Consider the following 24,578-nt stretch of genomic DNA (forward strand, 5'->3'; position numbering starts at 1 on the left):
TAAGGTTGTGAAAACAGAAGTGCCTCTGTGCTTCGTTAGAAAATAGACCCCATACACACGTTATATAGGGAGGGAATCTCATGAAACTGACCTTTTTCGGAGCCGCCAAGGCGGTTACAGGAAGCTGCCATTGCGTGGAAGTTGCCGGGAAAAAGATCCTGATCGACTGCGGCTTGCAGCAGGGCAGGGACGAGCGTGACAACGCCGTGCTGGATTTTGCCCCCAACTACATTGACTATGTGATCGTGACCCACGCGCACATTGACCACTCCGGACGGATTCCCCTTCTCATTAAGCAGGGGTTTCAGGGGAAGATTTATGCCACCCGCCTCACCGGCCAGCTCATGTCCATCATGCTGCGGGACTCTGCCCACATTCAGGAGATGGAGGCCCAGTGGAAGAACCAGAAGGGCCGCCGGGCCGGGCGAGAACCGGTGGACCCCCTCTACACCGTGGCGGACGCCGCCCAGGTGGAGGAGCATATGGTGACGGCAGAGTACGGCCAGATGGTGGAGCTCTTCCCTGGGGCCAGGCTCCGTTTCGTAGACGCGGGCCACCTGCTGGGCTCGGCCAGCGTGGAGCTGTGGCTCACAGAGGACGAGGCGGAGCGGAAAATTGTGTTCTCCGGAGACATCGGCAACATCAACCAGCCGGTGATCCGGGACCCATCCTACCTGACCGGCGCAGACTACGTGGTGATGGAGAGCACCTACGGGGACCGGAACCATGAAGCGGTGGCCTCCTACACGGCGGAGCTGGCGAAGATCATTGACGAGACCTTCTCCAAGGGGGGCAACGTCATCATCCCCTCCTTTGCCGTGGGCCGGACACAGGAGCTGCTGTACTTTATGCGGGAGATGAAGAAGGAAGGGCTGGTGAAAAACAACCCCGACTTTACCGTCTGCGTGGACTCCCCACTGGCCAGCGAGGCCACCAGCATTTTCTCCGGGGACCTGCGTGGCTACCTGGACGAGGAAGCCCTGGAGGTGGTGCGGGACGGACAGCGCCTGTTCACCTTCCCCGGCCTCATGATGACCCAGAGCAGCGAAGAGTCAAAAATGCTGAACATTGACAAGAGCTCCAAGGTAATCATCTCCGCGTCCGGCATGTGCGACGCCGGACGCATCCGCCATCACTTAAAGCACAACCTGTGGCGGGAGGAGTGCTCCATTGTCTTTGTGGGCTACCAGGGGGAAGGAACCCTGGGCCGCCATCTACTCAACGGGGTAAAGCAGGTCAAGCTGTTTGGCGAAGACATTGCGGTGAACGCAACGATCTATAACTTTAAAGGTCTGTCCTCCCACGCAGACCGGGACCACCTGCTCAAGTGGGTGGAGAACATCAACGACCCGGCACCCAAGCAGGTGTTTGTGGTCCACGGGGACGCTCAGGTGACGGAGATCTTTGCCAATACCCTGCGGGAGAAGGGCATGTCCGCCCACGCACCCCTGTACGAAGAGGTCTTTGACCTAGCACAAAACGTCATGCTGGCAGCGGGGGTGGAGCTTCAGCCCAAGAAGCTCAGCTTCGAGTCCAACGGACACGTGTCCTCCGCCTATCACGAGCTGGAGAGCGCTGCCATGGACCTCATGACCATCATAAGGACCAGCAAGGGCGGCGCCAACAAGGATTTGAAGAAGATGGCGGCGCAGATCCGCGCCATGGCCGAGAAGTGGAAAGAAGCATAATGTGTGCCAGGCCGCCCGCTTTTGCGGACGGCCTGGCTGGTTTTCGGGAAGGAGCAGGGATATGAAACGGATTTTAATGATCGGAACCGGCGGGACCATCGCTTCGGAGATGACCGAAGCCGGTCTGGCCCCCGGGCTGCGGGGGGCAGACTTTCTGCGGTACATTCCATCGGTGGCGTCCATCTGCCAGGTGGAGTGCGTCCAGGTGTGCAATATCGACTCCACCAATATGACGCCGGACCACTGGCTGGCCATTGCCCGGGCGGTGGAGGATCATTATGACCGCTTCGACGGGTTTGTCATCAGCCACGGGACCGACACCATGGCCTACACGGCGGCGGCCCTGAGCTATCTCATCCAGGACAGCCCCAAGCCCATCGTGCTCACCGGCAGCCAAAAGCCCATCCATATGGATATTACGGACTCCAAGACCAACCTGCTGGACAGCTTTACCGTGGCCAGCGACGGACGGATCCCCGGGGTGAGCGTGGTGTTCGGCGGGGCGGTGATCCTGGGTACCCGGGCCAGAAAGACCTACTCCAAGAGCTACGGGGCCTTTTCCAGCATCAACTATCCCGTGCTGGGGGTGGTGCAGGAGGGGCGGCTGGTGCCCTACATCCAGCCCCCGGCAGGGCCTGCGCCCCGGTTCAGCCACGATTTAAACACCCGGGTGTCTCTGGTGAAGCTGATCCCCGGCATCTCCCCCTCTTACCTCTCCTTTGCCCTCCAGGAGAGCGACGGGGTGATTTTAGAGAGCTACGGGGTGGGCGGAGTGCCCTCGGGAGATCAGGGCCAGTTCTACCGGCTCATCTCCCAGGCCGAAGCCCAGGGGAAGACGGTGGTGGTGACCACCCAGGTGCAGAACGAGGGCAGCGACCTGGCGGTGTACAATGTGGGGAACCGCCTGAAAAACGATCTGGGGGTCCTGGAATCCTATGACATGACCCTGGAAGCGGCGGTGGCCAAGCTCATGTGGAGCCTGGCCCAGGGCCGGGATCAGAGGGAGGTCGCCCGCCTGTTTTATACGCCGGTGGCAGGGGATATCCTCTGTCATCCGGAGGAGCAAAGAGGACGAATCTTGTTTTTCTGTGGTCTAATTGTGGCATTTCTCCACGGTTTTTGACACTTTGTCCGGAAAAACCGCCATCTCTTCAGGGGAAGCATGGACAAACGGGGGGAATCGTGCTACAATAACAAAGATTATTATCCCGACCTGCGTCCATAGAGACCGGGTCTGAGCCATGGGAGACAGCAAACATGCGCAATGAAATTATGGGAGTTTCCTTTGACGACCTGACGTTGGAGGAGGCGGTCCGGACCGGCGAGGCGCTGGCAGAAGGACCGGATTTTTCCTACGTGGTGACCCCCAACCCGGAGATCGTGAACATGGCCCGCCAGGCCGAGGACTATAAGACCATCCTCAACCAGGCGGCGCTGGTGCTGCCGGATGGGATCGGCGTGGTCTACGCCGCCAGGATCCTGGGCCGGCCCCTGAAAGGACGGGTCCCGGGGATCGACTTTGCCTCCGGTTTGCTGGACCGGCTGAAGGGGACCCAGCGGCGGCTCTTCCTTCTGGGCGCCAAGCCCGGGGTGGCAGAGCAGGCGGCGGAGAACCTGAAACAACGCTATCCCGGCCTGGTGATCTGCGGGACGCATGACGGCTACTTCCAGGATGCCGGACCTGTGGTGGAAGCCATTCGGGCGGCGGAGGCCGACGTGGTCTTTGTGTGTCTGGGCGCTCCCAAGCAGGAGCGCTGGATGGCCCGGTACGGGCCGCAGACCGGCGCCCGCCTGATGGTGGGGCTGGGCGGTGTGCTGGACGTCTACGCAGGCAACGTGAAGCGTGCCCCGGAAGTGTGGCAGAAGGCGGGCATGGAATGGCTCTACCGGCTGCTCCATCAGCCCAGCCGGTTCGGACGCATGGCCAAGCTGCCGCTGTTTCTGGTGGAGGCCGCCCGGGAGAGCAGAAAGAAGGGATCGGCATGAAGGGACGGCTCATTGTGATGGAGGGAACCGACGGCTCGGGAAAATCCACCCAGTTTGCCCTGTTGTGTCAGCGGGCGCAGGAGGAGGGGATCCCCTTCCAGCGCCTGGTGTTCCCCCAGTATCAGGAGGAGTCCTCTGCCCTCATTCGGATGTATCTGTCCGGGGCTTTTGGGGACAGGCCCGGGGATGTGAATCCCTACGCTGCCTCCAGCTTTTATGCGGTGGATCGGTACGCCTCCTGGAAAAAAGTGTGGCAGAGCCACTATGAAGCGGGCGGCCTGGTGCTGGCCGACCGATATACCACCTCCAACGCTGTCCACCAGGCCAGCAAGCTCCCTTCGGGGGAGCGGGAAGCCTTCTTCCGCTGGCTGGGAGAGTTTGAATATGACCGGCTGGGCCTGCCCCGGCCGGACCTGGTCCTTTATCTGGATATGCCCACGGACCGGGCTGTGGAAATGCTGCGCAAGCGGGAGGAAGCCACCCATACCCAGGGTGACATCCACGAGACCGACCGGGCCTACCTGGCCGCCTGCCGCCAAGCCGCGGGAGAAGCAGCCGCCTTCTACGGCTGGCAGCGGGTGCCCTGCCTTGCAGCCGATGGTACCCTGCGCAGCATCCAGACCATCCACGAGGAGATCTGGCAGGCGGTGGCTCCGCTGCTGGAAGCAAAAGGAGAATGAACCATGGGAAGCGAAGTTTCCGAAGTAAAAAAGATCCTGCGGGCCCAGATGCGGGAAGCCCTGGAGGAGATGAGCCAGGAGGAACGGGAAGACTCGGACCGGGAGCTCATCGCCCGGTTTCTGGCCCACCCCAAGCTGGCCCCGGCCCAGACTGTGATGGTCTACTACGGCGTGGGCACCGAGGTGCGCACCGACGAGATCATCACCACCCTGCTGGCCCAGGGCAAGCGGGTGTGTCTGCCCCGGTGTCTGCCGGAGCATGCAATGGAGGCCCGTGCCATCACTGGCCTTGCTGATCTGAAGCCTGATAAATATGGAATTCCCGCCCCGGGGGAGGACTGCCCCCTGGTGGAGCGGGAGGACCTGGACCTGATCCTGGTGCCCGGCCTGTGCTTTGACAGCCGCGGCACCCGTCTGGGACAGGGGGGCGGCTACTACGACCGCTACCTGGAGGATTACGAAGGGGTGACCATCGGCCTGTGCCGGGAGGAGTTCTTCCAGATCAACCTCCCCCGGGAACCCCTGGATGCCTGGGTCCGCTGCGTCCTCACCGAGGAGGGGCAGGTTTGGCCCTACAAGTAAACGAGACGGCGCTGCGCCGAATCCAAGCCTGTGAGACAGGCCCGATGTCTCACGATAGGAGGTAACATATGGAACGGGACAACAGACGGGACAGCCGGTGGAACGACTACCGGGAGGAGCATCGCCGGGACCCTTACCGGGATGACTACCGCCGGGAGAGCCACCGCCGGGAGGACTACCGGGACGACCACCGTCGGGAGGGCCGGCCCTCCGGACAGAGGTCCGCTCAGCAGAGCCGGAAACCGGGGTCCAACAGCCGCCGCACACCCATGGCCCGGAAGAAGCAGAAGCGGTCACCGCTCTCCAACTCCATGATCTACATCCTGGTGGTGTGCGGCATCTCCGCCATCCTGGCCACCGTGGGCTGGACCATGGCCAACGATATGCTGGCCCTGAACAAGGACTATAAAGAGGCGGTCATCACCGTGGGCCAGGACAAGGACTTTGGCAGCGTGGTGGACCAGCTGGACGACAACGGGATCATCAACTACAAGTTTTTGTTCCGGCTCTTTGCTGTCTTCTCCGGCGGGCCGGATAAGATCACCCAGGGCGCCTATAACCTGAATACCAACATGGACTACCGGGCCATCTTAAACAGCATGGGGTCCAACTCTTCCAACCGGACCACGGCTACCGTGACCATTACGGAAGGTATGACGGTGGACCAGATCTTCAAGCTCCTGGAAAAGAACGGCGTGTCCACCGTGGAAAAGCTCCAGGACATGGCCGCCAACCATGACTACGCCTTCTCCTTCCTGCAGGATATCCCCATGGGGGACTACAAGCGGCTGGAAGGCTACCTCTTCCCGGATACCTATGAGTTCTACACCGGGGAGGACCCCAAGTACGTCCTGAACAAGATGCTGGTGAACTTCGACGCCAAGGTCACCGACAGCCTGCGCCAGCAGATCAAGGACAAGGGGTATACCATCCACGAGATCATCACCATTGCCTCCCTGATCGAAGGCGAGAGCGACGGCACCGACCGCGGCAAGATCTCTTCGGTCATCCACAACCGGTTGAACAACCCCAACGGCGGGACCATGGGTTACCTGCAGATCGACGCCGCCCTCAAGTATGTCCTGCCCGAGGGACAGAAGGTCACGGCGTCGGACTACGATAATCTGGACAGCCCCTACAACACCTACCAGCACAAGGGCCTGCCTCCCGGACCCATCGGGAACCCGGGTATGGAGTCCATCCTGGCTGCCATGAACCCCGAGAAGACCAACTACTTCTACTACATCCTGGGTGACGATGAGGTCCACCACTTCTTCGCCACACATGCTGAGTTCGAAGCCTTTAAGAACAGCTGAGAGGGGACGTCATGGAGAAGAGATTAGAACTGCTGGCACCCGCAGGAGACTGGGAACGGCTGGAGATGGCGGTGGCCTATGGGGCCGACGCCGTGTATCTGGCGGGGACCACCTTCGGGATGCGCTCCTTTGCGGGGAACTTCTCCCCGGAGGAGCTGAAAAAGGCGGCGGACTTCTGCCGCCGCCACGGGGTGGATGCCCACGTGACCTGCAACACCATGCCGAGAAACGACGAGGTGGCCCGCCTGCCCCAGTGGCTGGAGCTGCTGGAGGAGAGCGGGATCACCGCGGTCATCCTGGCGGACGTGGGGGTGCTGGCTCTGGCCAAGAAGTACGCCCCTTCGGTGAAGATCCATATCAGCACCCAGGCCAGCGTGGTGAACTACGAAGCCGCCCGGGCCTGGCATGATCTGGGGGCTGACCGGGTGATCTTAGCCCGGGAGCTGAACCTGGAAGAGATCGCAGAGATCCGGGCCAAAACCCCCAAAAGCCTGGAACTGGAAGCCTTTGCCCACGGGGCCATGTGCGTGTCCTATTCCGGCCGGTGTCTTCTGTCCAACTACATGACCGGGCGGGACTCCAACCGGGGTGCCTGCGCCCAGCCCTGCCGCTATCAGTATGCCCTGGTGGAGGAAAAGCGGCCGGGGGAATACTTCCCGGTCTATGAGGACGAAAAGGGCACCTATATCATGAACTCCCGGGATATGTGCATGATCGACCACCTGCCCGACCTGATCCGGGCGGGGGTGGATTCCCTCAAGATCGAGGGGCGGGCCAAGTCCGCCTACTACGCCGCCATTGTGACGGGGGCCTATCGCCACTGCATCGACGATGTTCTGGCCGGGCGGCCTCTGGACCCAGTGTGGCGGGACGAGGTGGAGAAGGTCAGCCACCGGCACTATTCCACCGGATTCTTCTACGGAGAGCCTGGGCAGTTCACTCAGGACGCCCGGTACATCAGAGACTGGCAGGTGGTGGCCGTGGTGGAGTCCTGCGACGAGACCGGCCTGGCCACAGCTTCCCTGCGCAACAAGTTTGCAGCAGGCGACCCCATCGAGCTGGTGGGGCCGGACCTGCGGCCGGTGGCCTTCCAGGCCCCCATGATGGTGGATGGAGAGGGCTTCCCTCTGCGGGAACCAAGGCATCCCCAGATGACCTTCCGAATTCAACTGCCGTGCTATGCACCGCCCCACTCTTTCCTGCGGGCCTGCCGGGAGAATTCCTGACCCGGATGCATGCGGCAGACCTGTGATTTCAGGACCTCGGCGGAAGAGGAGGAGAGTTCCTCTGATTCAGCCTTATGTATATCCACGCTACAGACAGGAGGTTTTTCCAATGCACAACGCAAACCAACGGAAATGGCTTACCAGACTCCGTCAGGGGCTTACTTTGTCCCTGATGCTGTGTGTCATGGCGGCGACGGCTCTGCCCGCCTACGCAGTAAGCCAGCAGGACATCAATAATTTGAAGTCCAAAGGAACAGAGCTGCAGTCCCAGAAGAACGATCTGCAAAAGCAGCTGGACGGACTGGATCAGTCCCAACAGCAGGCGATGAATCAGAAGACCCTTCTGGAACAGAAGATCAACGTGCTCACCGAGGAGATCCAGGTATCCCAGAGCATGATCGATCAGTACACCCAGGATATCGCCCAGAAAGAGGTGGAACTGGCCGAGGCCCAGAAGAAAGAAGCAGAGTACAACGACCTCTTCCAGAAGCGGGTCCGCTACATGGAGGAGAGCGGTGGTACCCTGTCCTACTGGTCCGTTTTGTTCCAGGCCACCAGCTTTTCCGATCTGCTGGACCGGATGAACATGGTCTCCGATGTCATGGCCTATGACAACAAGATCATGGATGAACTGGCAGACGCCCGCCAGAAGGTGGCCGACACCAAGGCCGGACTGGAGGAGAGCAAGGCTGCCCAGGAAGCCACCCAGGCAAACCTGGAGAGCCAGCAGGCGGAACTGACCACTGAGCGGAATAAAGTGGATGCTTTGATCGCCGAGATCCAGAGTCAGAGCGCAGCCTACGCCGACCAGATCACCCAGCTGGAAGCCAGCCAGAACCAGGTGGAGCAGGAGATCAAGAACGCAGAGGCAGCCTATGCCCAGCAGATCGCTGCCCAGAAGGCAGCGGAGGAAGCTGCCCGCAAGAAGGCGGCAGAAGAAGCCGCAAGAAAGGCCGCAGAAGAGGCCGCAAAGAAGGAGCAGCAGCAGAACCAGACGCCCAACGGCGGCGGGTCCAGCACCCCCGGGGTGGGCGGCTATCTGTGGCCCCTGCCCAGCTCCCATCACATCAGCTCCCCCTTCGGTTACCGGATCCATCCCCTCACCGGCCGTCCTAACCTCCACCGCGGTGTGGACATCTCCGGCAGCTACGGCGCACCCATCGTGGCCGCTAAGTCCGGTGTGGTGGTGATCTCCCGGTATAACTCTTCCTACGGCAACTACGTGGCCATCTCCCACAGCGACGGCAGCCGGACCCTGTACGCCCACATGTCTTCCCGTGCGGTTTCCGCCGGCCAGACCGTGAGCGCCGGCCAGACCATCGGTTATGTGGGTTCCACGGGCAGTTCCACCGGCAACCATCTGCATTTTGAGGTGACCAACAGCGCTGGCAATCTGGTCAACCCCATGAGCTTCTTCTAAGGGGAAATCCCCTTGGCGGTTCCCTTGACAAGGGCCGATTTTGTGGTAAAATGCATATCAGTTCACATAGCGTACACATGGCAATGAGGAAGCCAGCGAAAGGACGCCGCCCATCAGCGAGAGGGGGAGGGTGTAAGCCCCTTTGGTCCGGCCCGTTCGCAGCCACTTCCGAGCCGCCTGGGAGGACCAGGCCGCCTCATCCCCGTTACCGGATGACTGAGATGTAGGCCTCGGCCTATAATCAGGGTGGTACCGCGCAGCAGAAGCACTTTCTCTCCGCCCCTGAATGGTTCAGGGGCGGAGTTTTTTCATTCTCTGCCGCGGGCCTGCGCTTTTTTAAAAATCGTACATTGGAGGTAATGTCTATGCATAAGTATTACGGTTTGAACGAGCTGCGGGAGATGTTCCTGACTTTCTTTGAGTCCAAGGGTCACCTGCGTCTGCCCAGCTTCCCTCTGGTCCCGGAAAATGACCCGTCCCTGCTGCTCATTAACGCCGGTATGGCGCCCATGAAGCCCTGGTTCAAGGGCGAGGAAGAGCCCCCCCGGAAGCGGGTGTGCACCTGTCAGAAGTGCATCCGCACCGGCGACATTGAGAACATCGGCCACACCGCCCGCCACGGCACCTACTTCGAGATGCTGGGCAACTTCTCCTTCGGCGACTACTTCAAGCACGACGCCATCCAGTGGACCTGGGAGTTCCTCACCGACCCCAAGTGGGTAGGTCTGGAGCCCGACCGTCTGTATCCCTCTGTGTACCTGGAGGACGACGAGGCCTTCAATATCTGGCACGAAGTGGTGGGCATCCCCAAGGACCGGATCTACCGCATGGGCAAGGAGGACAACTTCTGGGAGCACGGCTCCGGTCCCTGCGGCCCCTGCTCTGAGGTGTACTACGACCGGGGCGAGGAGTTCGGCTGCGGCAGCCCGGACTGCGCCCCCGGCTGCGACTGCGACCGGTACATGGAAGTGTGGAACAACGTCTTTACCCAGTTTGACAACGACGGGGAAGGCCACTACACCGAGCTGGCCCAGAAGAACATCGACACCGGCATGGGCCTGGAGCGTCTGGCCGTGGTGTGCCAGAACGTCAACTCTCTGTTCGACGTGGACACCGTCATGAACATCACTAACAAGGTCTCTGAGATCACCGGCGCCCACTACGGGGACAGCCAGGCCAGCGACGTGTCTCTGCGGATCATCACCGACCATATCCGCTCCTCCACCTTCATGATCTGTGACGGCGTGCTGCCCTCCAACGAGGGCCGGGGCTACGTGCTCCGCCGTCTGCTCCGCCGGGCTGCCCGCCACGGCAAGCTCCTGGGGGTCAACGAGCCCTTCCTCTATCAGATCATCGACACCGTGGTCCACGAGAACGAAGGGGAGTACAAGGACCTGCGCCAGAAGCAGGATTACATCACCAAGGTCATCCGCACCGAGGAAGAGAATTTCGCCAAGACCATCGACGGCGGCATGAAGATCTTCGCTGAGCTCCTGGCCGAGCACAAGGCCAAGGGCGAGACCAAGTTCTCCGGCAGCGATGCCTTCAAGCTCTACGATACCTATGGCTTCCCTGTGGACCTGACCGAGGAGATGGTGCAGGACGAGGGCATGACCCTGGACCGTGCCGGTTTTGAGGCAGAGATGGAGGCCCAGAGAGTCCGGGCCCGGAAGGCCAGAGAGGCCCTGGGCGACCTGGGCTGGTCCGGCGTGGAGTTCGGCAAGGATGTGCCCTCTACCGTCTTTGACGGCTACGACAAGATGACCCTGGAAAGGGCCAAGGTGGTGGCCATCGTGGCAGAGGAGCAGATGGTGGACGAGATCATCCCCGGCGTGGAAGCCATCGTGGTGCTGGACCGTACTCCCTTCTACGCAGAGATGGGCGGCCAGGTGGCTGACCACGGCACCCTCACCGCCGACGGGGTCTCCTACACTGTCACCGACGTGCAGAAGAACAAGGGCGGCAAGTACATGCACTACGGCAAGCTCACCCAGGGCCACTTGAAGGTGGGCGACGTGGTGACCGCCTCCATCGACCAGGAGCGCCGGAAGGCCGTGATGCGCGCCCACACTGCCACCCACCTGCTGGACAAGGCCCTGCGCTCCGTGCTGGGCGACCATGTCCATCAGGCCGGCTCTCTGGTGGAGCCGGACCGCCTGCGCTTTGACTTCACCCACTTCTCCGCCATGACCCCTGAGGAGCTGAGCAAGGTCAGCGCCATGGTCAACGAGGCCATTCTGGAGGGTTACGACGTGGCCACCGAGGAACTGCCCATCGAGGAGGCCAAGAAGAAGGGCGCCATTGCCCTCTTCGGCGAGAAGTACGGTGAGATCGTCCGGGTGGTGGACATGGGCGAGGGCTACTCCGTGGAGTTCTGCGGCGGTACCCACCTGTCCAACACTGCCAAGGTGGGTGTGTTCCACATTGGCAGCGAGTTCTCCGTTGCCTCCGGTGTGCGCCGTATTGAGGCCACCACCGGTAAGGTCTCCCTGGGCGTCATGAACCGGAACCAGGCCATGCTCTTTGAGGCCGCTGGCATCATGAAGACCAAGCCCGAGGAACTGCGGGAGAAGGCCGAGGCCGCCATGCTGGAGATGAAGCAGATGCGGCAGGCCATCGAGAAGTTTAAGGCCAAGGAAGCAGTCGGCGAGGCGGAGCGGGTGCTCTTCTCCGCCCATGAAGTGGGCGGCCTGAAGGTGATCACCGCCACCATCCCCGACGCAGACGCCAACCGCCTGCGCGGCATGGGCGACTTCCTGCGGGACAAGGAGCCTGCTGTGGTTGCCGTGCTGGCTACCGTGGCCGGAGAGAAGATCACCTTCCTGGCCGTCTGCGGTAAGGACGCCGTGGGCAAGGGCGTAAAGGCCGGTGACGTGGTGAAGACCGTGACCAAGATCTGCGGCGGTTCCGGCGGCGGCAAGCCGGACAGCGCCATGGGCGGCGGCAAGGATATGCTGAAGCTCGATGACGCCCTGGCCGCAGTGGACGACTTCGTTGCAGTGAAACTGGGACTGTAAGCGCCACCTATATTTCACCTATGTTTTGGTAGAAACGTAACGGGGCTTTGCCCCATCCCGCCAGGTGGCGGGTTCAAGCCCAGCGGGCTTGGCGCAGGGGGAATTCACTTCCCCCGAGCATGATAAATGAAAGAGGGGCCCCCGGAATGCCCCAGCATTCTGGGGAGAAGCAGTGAAGCTGGGACTGTAAGGGCTGCTGCCCATATCCGGCCAGAAGGCGCTGCGGACTTGCGATCCTCTGAATAGAAAAAGAATAAACGTGCCTCCCCCGGAACACGGGTGTTCCGGGGGATACCAGGAGAACGATATGCTGCTTGCTTTTGATACCATTCCCGAAGAAATTGTCCCCCATATGCGGGACGGAGAAGGGGAGGTCCATCTCCGGAAGTTCAGCGACCCGCTGATGAAGGTGATGAACGGGACCCTCCCTGTGGGTGCGACCATCGGGATGCACACCCACGAGACCAACAGTGAAGTGATCTACATTCTCTCAGGCCGGGGAAAGGTGCTGTGCGACGGGGTGTATGAACCCCTGGAGCCCGGCTCCTGCCATTACTGTCCCAAGGGACACGGACACAGCCTGATGAATGACGGAGAAGAACCTCTGCGCTTTTTGGCCATCGTGCCGGAGCACTGAGGCAAGAAAGGAGAAATTCCATGAGCGATTGTCTGTTCTGTAAGATCGTGGCGGGGGAGATTCCCTCCAAGAAGGTCTATGAGGACGAGCAGGTCTATGCCTTCTACGACATTGATCCCCAGGCACCCACCCACTTTCTGGTGATCCCCAAGGCGCATATCGAGTCCTGCGGGGCGGTCACCCCGGAGAACTCCGGTGTTGTGGCCCACTGCTTTGAGGTGATTGCCAAGGTGACCAAGGAGCTGGGCATTGATCAGTTCCGGGTGGTGTCCAACTGCGGCGAGCAGGCGGGGCAGAGCGTGTTCCACCTGCATTTCCATGTGCTGGCAGGCAGAGACATGACCTGGCCTCCCGGCTGAGCCAAGAGGACGCAAAAAATTCCCGCCGGGAAACCGGCGGGAATTTTTTATGGAAAGATTGTGGGATTTTGGGGAAGTGCGTGTAAGATAGAGTAGAGAAACCAGACGAAAGGAGGGATGGCATGAAGGACCAGACGCTGATCGACCGGCTGCGGGCCCGGGACGAGGGCGGGGTGGAGGAACTCTTGACCCGCTATACGCCGCTGATGCGGTACGTTGTTTCCCCCATCCTGCCGGACAAACGGGACCAGGAGGAGTGCATTTCCGAAGTTGCGCTTCGTTTGTGGGAGAGCATGGACCAGTATGAACCGGACCGGGGCAGCTGGACCGCCTGGCTCACGGCGGTGACCCGGAACGCAGCCCTGAACCGGGCCAGGAAGAACCGGGCCCAAAGAGAGGGAGAAGAGTCTCTGCCGCTGGTTCCCTCTCCGGAGTTTACCCCGGAGGAGCAGATGCTCCGGGAGGAAGCGCGAAGACAGCTGCGCCTGGCCCTGGAAGGGCTGTCCCACCGAGACCGCCTTTTGTTTTATCGAAAGTACTATTACCGCCAGCCCACCCAGCAGATCGCAGCGGAGCTGGGGATGACAACCCGGGCGGTGGAGGGTAAGCTGTATCGCATCCGAAAAAAGCTGCGGACACGATTGGAGGGTGAAGAACATGGATAAGAGGGGATGGGACCCCGAGCAGGACCGGAACTGGGAGACCATGATCGAAGAGAGACTTCCCTCCCTGCCCCCGGAGGATATGGTGCAGGAGGTGACCCCCTGGCGCAGGAGCATGAATCGGGTCCTGGTGGGTCTGGCCCTCCGGGCTTTTAACGTGCAGCTCCTGGGCCTGCAATACCTGCTCCCCCTGGCGGGGACTCTGCTGGTGCTGCTGGGCTTCCGGGCCCTCCGGGGGGAGAACCGCTGGTTCCGACGGGGCTTTTGGGTGAGCGTGGGGCAGATGGCTTTTCTTTTGGTGCGTCTCACCCTCCTGAGTACCATCTGGTGGCAGGACCTGCCGGGTCCGGTGGAAAAGACTTTGGTGGGGGGCGAACTCTGCCTGACCCTGGCCCTGGCGGTCTGCCTGTGGGAGGGGCTGCTGGAGGTTCTGCGAAAGGCCGGACGGGAGGCCAAGGCCCCCGGCGGCGGGATGCTGGTGGTCTGGTACCTGGCCCTGTATGGGCTGGCCATTGCAGAGTACCAGGGGCTCCTGCTGGGGCTTCTCATGGTTTTGGCCTGTGCCCTGGTCCTCCGCAGCTTGTACCGCCTCTCCAAAGTTCTGGAGGAGACGGGGTACGGCATCACCCCTGTCCCGGTGCGGGTGCCGGACTGGCAGGTGGCAGGTGGCGTCTTGGCAGTGCTGGCGGTAGGACTCGCCCTGGGGTATCTGTTGGGCGGGACCTATCCCATGCAGTGGCAGCCGCTGCAAACCCAGGAGAATGTCCAGGTGGCCCAGGAGAAGGATCGCCTGCTCCAGCTGGGTTTTCCGGCGGATGTGCTGAATGATCTGACCGACCAGGAGATCCTGGCCTGCCAGGGCGCTGTACGGGTGGTGGTTCAGGAAGAGGACTTCTCCATGAATCCATGGGGAGAGACAAGTTATCGTGAGGTCGAAGGGCAGGTGTTTGAGACAGCGTATGACCAGAAGGAGCTCCGCCTCACCGGTGTGGCGGTGGAACTGCCCGGCGAACCTGCCCGGTGGCGGGTGTTCCACCACTTCCGGTGGACCCTTCCCCCTGCCTTCCGAGGGACTGAATCCATCCAGCTGACACCGGTGTACCAGAGAGTCCAGGCCTGGGGAAGAGACGAGGGAGAGGTCACCGGACGCTTGCTCTGCGACCGGGATGGCCAGCGGTACACCGCCCCCTATTACCGGCTGGAACAGATCACGTATACGTCAGGCGGGTTCTTCGGGGGAGAATATGCAACCTGGTTTGCGGCCTTTTCCCTGCCTCGGGAGAGAGAACTGCCGGGGGTATCTCACCTATGGGGCCGTTCAGCTGGAAGAGGGATGGATCTTCGACGCCTGGCAGGAGTACAACCACCAGGCCACCTGGCTGCAATACCCGGTGAAAACCGCCATGGAAGATCAGCAAAACGGATTTCCTAAGCCAACCTTTGAAACCGCCATCGATGCCTTGCAATTCTATCCGGACGAAACCTGAAAAACATAAGCCCCCGCCCCTCCGGCAGAACCAACGGAGGAGCGGGGGCTGTTTTTCTGGCTGGGAGAGGGCTGGTCGGGGCACTCGGTGAGGATCTCGTCCGGGGTGATGCGCAGGGCCCGGCAGATCCGAAGGATGGTGTCCATGCGCATGTTGACCGTGCCTCGCTCGATGTCGGCATAGGCCCGGTCGGAGAGCTCGGCGGCTTCCGCCACCTGGGTTTGGGTCAGACCCAGACGTTTGCGGATGGTCAGGAGCTTGTTGCCCACCACCCGGTTGTCAAAAATCAGCATTTTACTTCCTCCCTTTCCCTTTTCATAGGAATTTTACTTCCTATTATTCTTGACAAATAGGAGGAAAACTATCATAATTACAGGAAGTAAAGTTCCTGTTTTGTGGAGGGGGAAGGATACCATGAGATACCCGGTGCAGGTGGTCCTGCTGCTTCTGCTACTGTGCCTGGCCCTGTCCGCCTGCGGCGGCCAGCGGCCGGAGGAGTGCTGCCCGCCTCTGCCTTCCCCCTCACCCCAGCAGATCGCCCGGGCCCTGAAGACAGTGCGTGGCAAGGCCGCCGCCCGGTCTTTTTCCGGGACGGTGTGGGAGACCGGCTGGGGCTCCTGCTGGCTGTACCCAGACGACGGGGGCGGATACCTCATTCAGGTCCCCTTATCTTTCCAGGTCTGGCGCACCCTCAAGCCCGGTCAGCGGCTGTGGGCGGCGGGCCGGGTGGAGGCCGTCCGGGCCCTCGCGGTGGTCCAGCGGGGCCAGGCGGTGGTCCTGCCCTGTCTGACCCTGGCGCCGGACTGTACCCTGGCCCCTGCGGGGCCTGCCCCGTGAAAACCAAACCCTCCTCCGACGAAGAAACGCCTGCTGCGGTTTATTCCGCAGCAGGCGTGTTTCGTGTGCTATTCGATACAAATAAAAAAGCAGGAGGCGTACGTAGTACGCCCCCTGCGGGAAAGCAAAGAATTACTTGCCGAAGTAACGCTCCAGCAGGCCCTTGAAAGCCTTGCCGTGTCTTGCTTCGTCGCGAGCCATCTCGTGAACGGTGTCGTGGATGGCATCCAGGTTCAGAGCCTTGGCGCGCTTAGCCAGGTCGGTCTTGCCCATGGTAGCGCCGTTCTCGGCTTCCACGCGCATCTCCAGGTTCTTCTTGGTGGAGGGAGTCACGACTTCGCCCAGCAGCTCAGCGAACTTGGCGGCGTGCTCTGCTTCTTCATAAGCTGCCTTTTCCCAGTACAGGCCGATCTCGGGATAGCCCTCGCGATGAGCCACGCGAGCCATGGCCAGATACATACCGACCTCGGTGCACTCGCCGTTGAAGTTGGCGCGCAGGTCGTTGATGATATCTTCGGGAGCGCCTTCTGCCACGCCCACCACGTGCTCAGCAGCCCAGCTCATCTCGGGGCCCTGCTCCACGAACTTGGCAGCAGGAGCCTTGCACTGGGGACATTCCTTCGGGGGCTCTTCACCTTCATGAACATAACCGCAAACGCTGCAAACATACTTTTTCATAGCTATATCCTCCATAAATCTCTTCCTGATTAGAGCAGGCAGGTGTTTGAAACGGGTGAATGGTGTCGTCCGAGATTATCATCGGACAACTCTATTTTACACGATAGAGAAGGGGTTGTAAAGCCTGATTTCCCTGTGTTTTTGGGCTTTATTTGCATTTTTGTGTGATATAAGTCACAGCTTTTCGATTTCCTCCCAAAGTCGCTCCCGGTCGTAGAGGGCGGAGAGGACGGGCAGCATGGCGTTGGGGGAGAGGTGGGCGGGCAGGCCCAGTTTTTTCAGAAGTTTCTGGCGTTTTTCCCGGCTGCCCTCTCCACCGGACAGTCCGCAGGCGAAGAGGTCGGCCTTGGTGAGGGCGGGGCCTTGTCCGGCGGGTTCGGTCCCCTCCAGAAGGGTGACTCCTGCCCGGCGCAGAGCCGCTTCCAGCACGGCGGGGGACATGCCTTCCACCCCCAGCTTTCCCTCTTTCCCCGGGTGGCGCTTCCGCTTTTCTTTGCCCAAAAGGTCGGGGATATAGGCGTGCTTGATGTGCTCCTGGGGCAGGGCGCCTTTCAGGTAGTTCCGAATGACGAACCCGGCCCCGTCGCTGTCCGTGAGGATCACCAGGCCGCGTTTTTTGCCCAGCTCCCGCAGCAGAGCCAGCTGCTCCGGGTCCTTGAAGATGGCAAACCCCCGGGTCTCCACGATCACCGTGTCCACCAGCTGGGAGAGGGTGTTTTTGTCATAACGGCCTTCCACCACAATGGCTTCCTTGATCTTTAACATGCGGTACCTCCTGCGGAGAGCTCCAGCATCAGGGAGAGGAGCAGGTCCTGGGCGTCTGCGCTGGAGACGGACTTCATGGCCAGGTCGGTCTGGGCGCACCGGGCCATGGCGTTTTTGCACCAGCGCAGGCCGTGGCGGCGGGCCCCCTCCATGAGTTTTTCTGCCGGGTAGGAGGAGCGCATCCCCCACAGCTCCATGAGCCACCGGCTGGATTGTCCCGTTTCCAGGGCCACCCGGGCGGTGTACAGCTGGCGCAGGTGCTTACCCAGAACGGCCAGGATCATGATGGGTGCCTGCTGAAGCCGCAGCAGATCGTTCAGCACGGAAAAGGCCCGGTCGAAGTCCTTCCGGGTCAGGCTCTCTGTCATCTGAAAGACCACCGCGTCTACAATGGGGATGGCCACGGCGTCAATGTCCTCCCGGGTGACCCGGCGGTGCTTGGCATAGGCCCCGATCTTTTCGATCTCTGAGATGAGGCCGTTCATCAGGTCGCCGCACAGGAAGGTGAGATATTGGGCGTCGGCTGCGTCGATGTCGTGGCCCAGGGCCCGGAACCGACGGCCGATCCAGTCCACCAGGTCGTTCTGGTTCTGCCGGGCAAAGACCACCACCTGCCCCTTTTGGGCAATGGCCCCGGCCAGCTTTTTCATGCGGGCGTCGCTTTTGTAGGGGATGGTGTCGTACACAAAGACCAGGCAGCAGTAGGAGGGCAGGTCCTCCAGCAGCTGGGTCATCCGGCTGCGCTCTGCCTCGGGAGCTTTGAAAAGGTCGTAGTCATTGACCACGACCATGGTGTGCTGACTCATCATGGGCAGGGCGTCAATGATCTCCCCCAGCCGCTGGGCGGTGAGGGTCTTGCCCGGGAGCAGATGGTAGTTGAAGCTCTCCATCCCAGCGGGCAGGAGGACCTTTTTCATCTGTTCCAGATAGTAGTCCCGGAGATAGGCTTCCTCTCCGTGGAAGAGGTAGAGGGAGCCTAAGGTCCCGGCGGTAATGTCTTTTTTCAGTTGGCGGTAGGTGTCCTGTTTGGACGGTTTCTCCCCGCGCTTTGCCATGGTTATGCCTCCCCACTGTTGGCGTGGATTCGTACCGTGCCGGTCTGATCGGTGCGGTACACCTGGGCCGAGATTGCCGCCAGCCGGGCTAAGGTCTCCGGGGCGGGATGGCCATAGGAATTGTGTCCCACAGAGATGACCACGATCTCCGGGGTGAGGGTTTTGAGTAAAAGTTCGCCGGTGGCGTATTTGGAGCCATGATGGCCTGCCACCAGCAGTTCCAGGTCGGGCAGGGTCTCCCGGGCCAGCAGCGCCGCTTCCCCCTCCAGGGGCATATCCCCGGTGATGAGCCCCTCCCAGCTTCCGCTGGCGCAGAGGACCGAGACGCATTGCTCATTGCTGTCCCCGCCGGTGGAGACCGGGGCGTACAGGGTGAGGGATGCCCCGTCCAGATCCACCTGCCGGGTGCTGGTGATGTAGTGAAGCTCCGTTCCCTGCTCCCGGGCCAGGGCTTCGATCTCCTGCCGCAGGGGACTCTCCCGGTCCACGTCAGGCAGGGCGATAGCCCGCACGGAGACCCGCTCCATGAGTTCCGGTACGCCGCCGGCGTGGTCGTCGTGGAAGTGGGTGAGGACCAGAAGATCCAGGGTGGAGCGGCCCATGGCCTGCAAGGCCGTGGCGGCGGTGTCGCCTGGGTCGGAGGGTCCGCCGCAGTCCACCAGGGCGCAGGCCTCTCCGGCGGAGAGGAGGATGCTTTGTCCCTGGCCCACGTCCAGAACCGAGAGGGTCAGGTTTTCCCGCTGGACGCTGCCCACCGTGAGAAGAGCGGACAGACAGAAGGTGACCACACAGGCGCACAGAGGCAGGATGGGCCGTTTTTCCCGGGCCGGAACCAGCAGATACAGCAGGAGCAGTCCGTAGACAAACCCTGTCCAGAGGACGAAATAGGTCTGCTCCCGGGTGATGGCGGCCAGAGGCAGCCGGCTGGCCTGTTCAGCATACCACAGGAAGAAGGCGATGGGAAGCCCCACCACCTTGGCCAGCAAGGCTCCCAGAGGAAAGAACAGGGCTCCGGCCATCAGAGAGACCAGGCCCCCCAGAAAGGCCAGAGAGACCGACCAGGCGGTGAGCAGGTTGGAGACCGGGGCGATGAGGGAGAACTGACGGAAATAGAGGGCGGACAGGGGGACGGTAAAGAGCATGGCGCTGAGGCTGATGGCCAGGACCCCTACCAGGGGGGCCAGAATCTTCTTCCAGGGCTTTGGCAGGGCCTCCCGCCAGCTTCGGTTCCAGCGCTGGCCAAAGAGCTGGATGCCCAGGGTGGAGAGGAAGGAGAACTGGAGCCCGGCGTTGGCCACAGCGAAGGGATTGACTGCAAGAAGCAGCAGAAGAGCGGCGCTCAGGCCGGTGAGAGGATGGTACGAGCGGCCCAGCACCGGAGCCACCAGGGTCATGGAGCAGAGGATGGTCGCACGGACGGTACCAGGCGCGTTGCCGGTCATCAGGGAGAAGAGCACCATGATGAGGATGAGCAGCAGGATCGAGGGAAGCCGCTGCTTTTTCAGAAAGAGGGAGAGAAAGCCCGCCAGGAAGGTGACGTGAAGCCCGGAGATCACCACCACATGGCCCAGGCCCACCCGGTTCAAGTTGTTCTGGTCTGTGTGGGTGAGTCCGGTTTTATCCCCGGTCAAAAGGGCGTGCAAAAAGCCCGCCTGGGGCTCGGGGTACAGGCGGTCGATGAGGTCCCGAATGGACTGGGCCAACACCGGCAGAGCATAGCGGGGTGAGGTCCCCTCTGCCGGAGTGACGGTCACAGGACCGTAGCTTTTCATGGTGAGGAGGATCCCTTTGGAATAGTAGTAGAGACTTTCCCTGCCTGCCATCTGGTCAGCAGGGGTGCAGTAGGCCACGCAGGAGAGCCTGTCTCCGGGCCGAAGGGAGCAGAGGTCCTTGTCGCCGTAGAGAATGGCCTTCACCGGGCGTCCGTCCTGTTCCCCGGCTTTCACGGGGACGGCAGCGCCGTGGTCGGTCTCTTCCGGCCAGTTTACCACCACCCCCTCCATGGAGATGGTGCGGTAGGCCATGGCCAGGGCGGGGCCGTGAAAGACTGCGGCGTATCCCGTCACCCACACCAGCGCCAGGGCGCACCCCAGCAGAAGGGGACGGACCCGGGACAGACGGCGGAGGACGCGAAACAGGACCCAAAGGGCCAGGGCCCCCAGGCAGAGAGGGAGACCCACGGCGGGGAAAAACACGCCGGCCAGCGCGCCCAGAACAAAGCCGGCGGTGAGCAGAGAGAGGGTCATCGCTGGTCGGACAGACCGAGGATATAGTCTGTGGTGGTGTGGTAGAGTTCTGCCAGCCGGATCACCGCCCAGACAGGGATCTCCCGATGGCCCTTTTCGTAGCGGCGATAGACGGTCAGCTGCATGTGCAGGTAGTCTGCCACTGCCTGCTGGGTTAAGTCATGATCGGTTCGCAGTTCGCCGATGCGTCGAAAGTACATAGCAATCACCGAGAAAATGGTACCAGCGGCGGTTCTTTCCTATAAGGAAATTGCACCATTCGGTGCAATGAAAGGGGAAGAGGGACGGGAGCCGGAGGAAAGGAGAGGCTTTTGGTTGCGTCCCCGGAAAATCTATGATAGACTTTTTTTACTGAGTTTTTTGTGAAGGAGGAAGCGGTTATGAAGGTTTTGTTTGTCAACGGCTGCATCAGAGGGGAGGAGTCCCGCACCCTTCGTCTGTGCCGGGTGGCTCTGGAGCAGATGGAAAAGACGCTGGGAGGGCTGACCGTTGAGGAACTGAATCTGGATAAGGAAGCCATCCTGCCCCTGCACAGCGACACCCTGCGCCAGAGGGACGAACTGTCCCGGGCCGGTGAGTTTGACCACCCTATGTTCCAGTATGCCCGGCAGTTTGCCCAGGCGGACGTGATCCTCATCGGTGCACCTTACTGGGAGTTCCAGTTCCCGGCGCTGATGCGGTGCTACATTGAGCATATCGCTGTGGGCGGCGTGACCTTCCGCTACACGGAGGAGGGACGGCCCGAGGGGCTGTGCAAGGCCCAGCGGGTGTTTTATGTGACCACGGCAGGCGGGCCCATTCTGGACCGGAACTGCGGCTTTGACTACCTGAAGATCCTGTTCCAGGATATGCTGACCATTCCCCAGGTGGAGTATGTGGCCGCAGAGACCCTGGACGTATGGGGGGTCAACGTGGAGGCCCAGCTGAAGGCCGCAGAGTATCAGATCCGGGAAAAGATCGGCAACTGGAAGTAACCATCCTTTTTGAGAAAGGGGAGGCGCGTTGTGAGCGAGTGGACGCAGATCATCACCATTGGCCGGGAGTATGGTGCCGGCGGGAAGACTGTGGCCAAGCGGATCTCCCAGCTGGTGGGGATCCCCTGCTACGACAGGACCATCATTGAGCGGACGGCGGAGTCCAGCGGGTTTACCCGGGAGATCCTCCAGAGCACCGAGGGGCATGAGGCCGGCCGGAGCATCCTGAGCTGGTTTGTGCCCAGCGGGGTGATGTCCTCCTATGACCGGGCCATCCTGGCCCAGACCCGGACCATCCGGCAGCTGGCCCAGGAGGGGCCGTGCGTCATTGTGGGGCGGGGAGCGGACTATGTGCTGCGGGACCTGCCCAACGTGGTGAATGTGTTTCTGTACGCAGAGACCGAGGACAAGATCCGTTACGCCATGGAGACCCACGGGGAGAGCTACGAGCAGGCCGCCCGGCGGGTGCGTCAGACCAACCTGGCCCGGGAATCCTACTACCATTATCTCACCAAACGGAAGTGGGGCAACCTGAAGAACTATCATATTTCCCTGAACAGCAGTGAAGTGGCGCGAGAAGTCTGTGCAGACATGATCATTGCCTATGCCCGGGGAAAAACAGAGAAGCGCTGAAGAAAAACCTGGCCGAAGCCCAAAACCTTGGGCTTCGGCCAGGTGCATTTCAGGAGAAATCTCCAAAAAAGAAAAAAGGCCGAAGAAAAGATTGACTTTCTTCGGGCGGAATGGTAAAATACCTTGATATTATCTGCGGAAAAGATGGGACACCGACCCATCTTGAGGATAGTATAGCAGAAAGCATCAAAAAAGACAACAGGGAAAGAAAACTTTTTTCCACGCCTCCGTGTGATCGTAGTTTAATTCAGGATAGAGACACCTTTTCAGCGAAAGGACTGGTCAAAAGCAATGGTAAAGGATGTATATTTTGGCAAGACCCTGAGAAAGAGTTTTGCCCGCCACGAAGAAGTACTGGATATGCCCAACCTGCTGGAGATTCAAAAGAAATCCTACCAGTGGTTCCTGGAAACCGGCCTGCGGGAGGTCTTCCAGGATGTGGCTTCCATCGGCGACTACGCCGGCAACCTGGAGCTCTCCTTCATCGACTTCACCATGGACGAGAAGCCCAAGTACTCCGTGGAGGAGTGCAAGGCCCGGGACGCTACGTATGCTGCCCCCCTGAAGGTCAGCGTGCGCCTGCGCAACAAGGAGACCGAGGAGATCAAAGAGCAGGAGATCTTCATGGGTGACTTCCCCCTGATGACCAAGGGCGGTACCTTCGTCATCAACGGCGCAGAGCGTGTCATCGTCTCCCAGATCGTCCGCTCCCCCGGCGTGTACTACGCCCGCAACGCAGACAAGGCCGAAAACATCACCTACGCCGTCACGGTCATCCCTTACCGGGGTGCCTGGCTGGAGTATGAGACCGACCTGTCTGACATCTTCAATGTCCGCATCGACAAGAACCGGAAACTCCCCATCACCTGCCTCATCCGGGCTGTGGGTCCCCAGACCGACGCCGAGATCCTGGACCTCTTCGGGGAGGAGCCTCTCCTGGTGAGCACCATGGAGAAGGACACCTGCAAGACCCGGGAGGAGTCCCTGCTGGAGATCTACCGGAAGCTCCGTCCCGGTGAGCCCCCCACGCTGGATTCCGCTGAATCCCTCATCAACGCCCTCTTCTTTGACCCCCGCCGGTACGACCTGTCCGCCGTGGGCCGTTATAAGTTCAATAAGAAGCTCTCCCTGTGGCCCCGGCTGTCCGGCCAGACCCTGGCCGCACCCATTGCCGACCCCCGCACCGGCGAGATCATCGCCGAGGCAGGGGAGGTGCTCACCAGAGAGCAGGCCCAGGACCTGGAAAACCGGGGCGTGAGCGAAGCCCTGGTGGACGTGGACGGCACCGTGGTGAAGGTCTTCTCCAACCGCATGGTGGATATGAGTTCCTTCGTCTCCTTTGACCCGGAGGACTGCGGCATCTCCGAGAAGGTCCGCTTCGAGGTCCTGTGCGAGCTGCTGGACCAGTACGGCGACGACATGGAGGCCCTGAAAGAGGCCGCCGCTGAGCGCAAGGATGACCTGGTGCCCAAGCACATCATCGTGGACGACATGATGGCTTCCATCAACTACCTGTGCTCCCTGTCCCACGGCGTGGGCACCCCTGACGACATCGACCACCTGGGCAACCGCCGGCTGCGCTGCGTGGGCGAGCTGCTGCAGAACCAGTTCCGCATCGGCTTCTCCCGGATGGAGCGTGTCATCCGCGAGAGAATGACCATCCAGGACCTGGATATCGTCACCCCCCAGTCCCTCATTAACATCCGGCCGGTGACTGCCGCCATCAAGGAGTTCTTCGGCTCCTCCCCTCTGTCTCAGTTCATGGACCAGACCAACCCCCTGGCAGAACTGACCCACAAGCGCCGTATGTCCGCTCTGGGCCCCGGCGGTCTGTCCCGTGACCGTGCGTCCTTCGACGTGCGAGACGTTCACTACAGCCACTACGGACGTATGTGCCCCATTGAGACCCCTGAAGGTCCCAACATCGGCCTGATCTCCTACCTGGCCACCTATGCCCGCATCAACCGCTACGGCTTTATCGAGGCCCCCTACCGCAAGGTGGACAAAGCCACCGGCTACCTCACCGACGAAGTGGAATACATGACCGCCGACATCGAGGACGAGTACATGGTGGGTCAGGCCACGGAGCCTGTGGACGAGAACGGCTGCCTGGCCAACACCCGTATCACCTGCCGCCACCGCAACGAGATCATCGAAGTGGACCGGGAAAAGGTGGACTACATTGACGTGTCCCCCAAGATGATGGTCTCCATCGCAACGGCCATGATCCCCTTCCTGGAAAACGACGACGCCAACCGTGCCCTGATGGGCGCCAACATGCAGCGGCAGGCTGTGCCTCTGCTCACCACCCAGGCCCCCATCGTGGCCAC

General features: G+C 61.2%; 22 protein-coding genes and 1 pseudogene. 17 read left to right on the forward strand and 6 right to left on the reverse strand.

Going from position 1 to position 24,578, the window contains the following annotated elements; translation table 11 throughout:
* The first annotated feature begins 80 nt into the window (after positions 1-80).
* From SOR61_RS01625 to SOR61_RS01685, 13 genes are all read left to right on the forward strand, one after another.
* The gene (locus SOR61_RS01625) at positions 81-1,688 is read left to right on the forward strand and encodes an MBL fold metallo-hydrolase (protein WP_320610955.1); all 1,608 of its coding nucleotides are present in this window, start codon (positions 81-83) and stop codon (positions 1,686-1,688) included.
* Between the two features lie 61 nt (positions 1,689-1,749).
* Complete coding sequence (locus tag SOR61_RS01630) at positions 1,750-2,811, forward strand: asparaginase (protein WP_320610956.1); 1,062 nt, start codon at positions 1,750-1,752, stop codon at positions 2,809-2,811.
* 134 nt (positions 2,812-2,945) lie between these two features.
* Complete coding sequence (locus SOR61_RS01635; protein ID WP_320610957.1) at positions 2,946-3,674, forward strand: WecB/TagA/CpsF family glycosyltransferase; 729 nt, start codon at positions 2,946-2,948, stop codon at positions 3,672-3,674.
* Complete coding sequence (locus SOR61_RS01640) at positions 3,671-4,354, forward strand: thymidylate kinase (RefSeq protein WP_320610958.1); 684 nt, start codon at positions 3,671-3,673, stop codon at positions 4,352-4,354. Before SOR61_RS01635 ends, SOR61_RS01640 begins: the two co-directional genes overlap by 4 nt.
* A gap of 3 nt (positions 4,355-4,357) precedes the next feature.
* Positions 4,358-4,936 (forward strand): 5-formyltetrahydrofolate cyclo-ligase, encoded by a 579-nt coding sequence (locus tag SOR61_RS01645; RefSeq protein ID WP_320610959.1) that lies wholly within the window; start codon positions 4,358-4,360, stop codon positions 4,934-4,936.
* A gap of 68 nt (positions 4,937-5,004) precedes the next feature.
* A complete protein-coding gene (mltG, locus tag SOR61_RS01650) occupies positions 5,005-6,252 on the forward strand; it encodes an endolytic transglycosylase MltG (RefSeq protein WP_320610960.1) in 1,248 nt (415 codons plus the stop codon).
* A gap of 11 nt (positions 6,253-6,263) precedes the next feature.
* Positions 6,264-7,478, forward strand: coding sequence for a U32 family peptidase (locus tag SOR61_RS01655; protein WP_320610961.1), 1,215 nt, complete (start codon positions 6,264-6,266; stop codon positions 7,476-7,478).
* Between the two features lie 109 nt (positions 7,479-7,587).
* Positions 7,588-8,898 carry a peptidoglycan DD-metalloendopeptidase family protein gene (locus SOR61_RS01660; protein ID WP_320610962.1) on the forward strand — a complete coding sequence of 437 codons (1,311 nt, stop codon included), beginning with the start codon at positions 7,588-7,590 and terminating at the stop codon, positions 8,896-8,898.
* A gap of 365 nt (positions 8,899-9,263) precedes the next feature.
* Complete coding sequence (alaS, locus tag SOR61_RS01665) at positions 9,264-11,915, forward strand: alanine--tRNA ligase (RefSeq protein ID WP_320610963.1); 2,652 nt, start codon at positions 9,264-9,266, stop codon at positions 11,913-11,915.
* Positions 11,916-12,222: 307 nt separating this feature from the next.
* Positions 12,223-12,552: a cupin domain-containing protein gene (locus SOR61_RS01670; protein ID WP_320610964.1), complete on the forward strand. Its 330-nt coding sequence runs from the start codon at positions 12,223-12,225 to the stop codon at positions 12,550-12,552.
* 20 nt (positions 12,553-12,572) lie between these two features.
* Positions 12,573-12,911, forward strand: a complete 339-nt coding sequence (locus SOR61_RS01675) for a histidine triad nucleotide-binding protein (protein ID WP_320610965.1) — start codon at positions 12,573-12,575, stop codon at positions 12,909-12,911.
* A 122-nt stretch (positions 12,912-13,033) separates the two neighbouring features.
* Entirely contained in the window at positions 13,034-13,576 is a 543-nt protein-coding gene (locus SOR61_RS01680; RefSeq protein ID WP_320610966.1) for a sigma-70 family RNA polymerase sigma factor, read from the forward strand.
* A complete protein-coding gene (locus SOR61_RS01685; RefSeq protein WP_320610967.1) occupies positions 13,569-15,005 on the forward strand; it encodes a hypothetical protein in 1,437 nt (478 codons plus the stop codon). The genes SOR61_RS01680 and SOR61_RS01685 overlap by 8 nt, the downstream gene beginning before the upstream one ends.
* A gap of 36 nt (positions 15,006-15,041) precedes the next feature.
* Here SOR61_RS01685 and SOR61_RS01690 read toward each other — a convergent pair whose 3' ends face one another.
* Complete coding sequence (locus SOR61_RS01690) at positions 15,042-15,353, reverse strand: helix-turn-helix transcriptional regulator (RefSeq protein ID WP_320610968.1); 312 nt, start codon at positions 15,351-15,353, stop codon at positions 15,042-15,044.
* A gap of 121 nt (positions 15,354-15,474) precedes the next feature.
* Between SOR61_RS01690 and SOR61_RS01695 the strand changes: the two genes are divergently transcribed.
* The gene (locus SOR61_RS01695) at positions 15,475-15,897 is read left to right on the forward strand and encodes a hypothetical protein (RefSeq protein ID WP_320610969.1); all 423 of its coding nucleotides are present in this window, start codon (positions 15,475-15,477) and stop codon (positions 15,895-15,897) included.
* Between the two features lie 132 nt (positions 15,898-16,029).
* Here SOR61_RS01695 and SOR61_RS01700 read toward each other — a convergent pair whose 3' ends face one another.
* The 5 genes from SOR61_RS01700 to SOR61_RS01720 all read right to left on the reverse strand — a co-directional run bounded on the left by SOR61_RS01700 (position 16,030) and on the right by SOR61_RS01720 (position 20,841).
* Positions 16,030-16,575 (reverse strand): NADH peroxidase, encoded by a 546-nt coding sequence (locus SOR61_RS01700; protein ID WP_320610970.1) that lies wholly within the window; start codon positions 16,573-16,575, stop codon positions 16,030-16,032.
* 174 nt (positions 16,576-16,749) lie between these two features.
* On the reverse strand, positions 16,750-17,340 hold the full coding sequence (locus tag SOR61_RS01705; RefSeq protein ID WP_320610971.1) for a DUF4093 domain-containing protein: 591 nt from the start codon (positions 17,338-17,340) through the stop codon (positions 16,750-16,752).
* Positions 17,334-18,395 carry a DNA polymerase III subunit delta gene (holA, locus tag SOR61_RS01710; RefSeq protein WP_320610972.1) on the reverse strand — a complete coding sequence of 354 codons (1,062 nt, stop codon included), beginning with the start codon at positions 18,393-18,395 and terminating at the stop codon, positions 17,334-17,336. The genes SOR61_RS01705 and holA overlap by 7 nt, the downstream gene beginning before the upstream one ends.
* A gap of 2 nt (positions 18,396-18,397) precedes the next feature.
* Positions 18,398-20,641 (reverse strand): ComEC/Rec2 family competence protein, encoded by a 2,244-nt coding sequence (locus SOR61_RS01715; protein ID WP_320610973.1) that lies wholly within the window; start codon positions 20,639-20,641, stop codon positions 18,398-18,400.
* Positions 20,638-20,841: a helix-turn-helix transcriptional regulator gene (locus SOR61_RS01720; RefSeq protein ID WP_320610974.1), complete on the reverse strand. Its 204-nt coding sequence runs from the start codon at positions 20,839-20,841 to the stop codon at positions 20,638-20,640. Before SOR61_RS01720 ends, SOR61_RS01715 begins: the two co-directional genes overlap by 4 nt.
* A 180-nt stretch (positions 20,842-21,021) precedes the next feature.
* On the opposite strand from SOR61_RS01720, the gene SOR61_RS01725 reads away from it, so the two are divergent.
* The 3 genes and pseudogenes from SOR61_RS01725 to SOR61_RS01735 form a co-directional block, all read left to right on the forward strand.
* A complete protein-coding gene (locus SOR61_RS01725) occupies positions 21,022-21,615 on the forward strand; it encodes an NAD(P)H-dependent oxidoreductase (RefSeq protein ID WP_320610975.1) in 594 nt (197 codons plus the stop codon).
* A 30-nt stretch (positions 21,616-21,645) separates the two neighbouring features.
* Complete coding sequence (locus tag SOR61_RS01730) at positions 21,646-22,248, forward strand: cytidylate kinase-like family protein (RefSeq protein WP_320610976.1); 603 nt, start codon at positions 21,646-21,648, stop codon at positions 22,246-22,248.
* Between the two features lie 291 nt (positions 22,249-22,539).
* Positions 22,540-24,578, forward strand: a pseudogene (locus SOR61_RS01735) (DNA-directed RNA polymerase subunit beta); the annotation flags it as partial.

The organism is Evtepia sp., from assembly GCF_034090835.1.
GTDB lineage: Bacteria > Bacillota > Clostridia > Oscillospirales > Oscillospiraceae > Evtepia.

Excerpts from the sequence above, each read along its gene's own strand:
- SOR61_RS01625 (WP_320610955.1), top strand. The coding sequence starts at position 81 with ATGAAACTGACCTTTTTCGGAGCCGCCAAGGCGGTTACAGGAAGCTGC.
- SOR61_RS01630 (WP_320610956.1), top strand. The coding sequence starts at position 1,750 with ATGAAACGGATTTTAATGATCGGAACCGGCGGGACCATCGCTTCGGAG.
- SOR61_RS01635 (WP_320610957.1), top strand. The coding sequence starts at position 2,946 with ATGCGCAATGAAATTATGGGAGTTTCCTTTGACGACCTGACGTTGGAG.
- SOR61_RS01640 (WP_320610958.1), top strand. The coding sequence starts at position 3,671 with ATGAAGGGACGGCTCATTGTGATGGAGGGAACCGACGGCTCGGGAAAA.
- SOR61_RS01645 (WP_320610959.1), top strand. The coding sequence starts at position 4,358 with ATGGGAAGCGAAGTTTCCGAAGTAAAAAAGATCCTGCGGGCCCAGATG.
- mltG (WP_320610960.1), top strand. The coding sequence starts at position 5,005 with ATGGAACGGGACAACAGACGGGACAGCCGGTGGAACGACTACCGGGAG.
- SOR61_RS01655 (WP_320610961.1), top strand. The coding sequence starts at position 6,264 with ATGGAGAAGAGATTAGAACTGCTGGCACCCGCAGGAGACTGGGAACGG.
- SOR61_RS01660 (WP_320610962.1), top strand. The coding sequence starts at position 7,588 with ATGCACAACGCAAACCAACGGAAATGGCTTACCAGACTCCGTCAGGGG.
- alaS (WP_320610963.1), top strand. The coding sequence starts at position 9,264 with ATGCATAAGTATTACGGTTTGAACGAGCTGCGGGAGATGTTCCTGACT.
- SOR61_RS01670 (WP_320610964.1), top strand. The coding sequence starts at position 12,223 with ATGCTGCTTGCTTTTGATACCATTCCCGAAGAAATTGTCCCCCATATG.
- SOR61_RS01675 (WP_320610965.1), top strand. The coding sequence starts at position 12,573 with ATGAGCGATTGTCTGTTCTGTAAGATCGTGGCGGGGGAGATTCCCTCC.
- SOR61_RS01680 (WP_320610966.1), top strand. The coding sequence starts at position 13,034 with ATGAAGGACCAGACGCTGATCGACCGGCTGCGGGCCCGGGACGAGGGC.
- SOR61_RS01685 (WP_320610967.1), top strand. The coding sequence starts at position 13,569 with ATGGATAAGAGGGGATGGGACCCCGAGCAGGACCGGAACTGGGAGACC.
- SOR61_RS01690 (WP_320610968.1), bottom strand. The coding sequence starts at position 15,353 with ATGCTGATTTTTGACAACCGGGTGGTGGGCAACAAGCTCCTGACCATC.
- SOR61_RS01695 (WP_320610969.1), top strand. The coding sequence starts at position 15,475 with ATGAGATACCCGGTGCAGGTGGTCCTGCTGCTTCTGCTACTGTGCCTG.
- SOR61_RS01700 (WP_320610970.1), bottom strand. The coding sequence starts at position 16,575 with ATGAAAAAGTATGTTTGCAGCGTTTGCGGTTATGTTCATGAAGGTGAA.
- SOR61_RS01705 (WP_320610971.1), bottom strand. The coding sequence starts at position 17,340 with ATGTTAAAGATCAAGGAAGCCATTGTGGTGGAAGGCCGTTATGACAAA.
- holA (WP_320610972.1), bottom strand. The coding sequence starts at position 18,395 with ATGGCAAAGCGCGGGGAGAAACCGTCCAAACAGGACACCTACCGCCAA.
- SOR61_RS01715 (WP_320610973.1), bottom strand. The coding sequence starts at position 20,641 with ATGACCCTCTCTCTGCTCACCGCCGGCTTTGTTCTGGGCGCGCTGGCC.
- SOR61_RS01720 (WP_320610974.1), bottom strand. The coding sequence starts at position 20,841 with ATGTACTTTCGACGCATCGGCGAACTGCGAACCGATCATGACTTAACC.
- SOR61_RS01725 (WP_320610975.1), top strand. The coding sequence starts at position 21,022 with ATGAAGGTTTTGTTTGTCAACGGCTGCATCAGAGGGGAGGAGTCCCGC.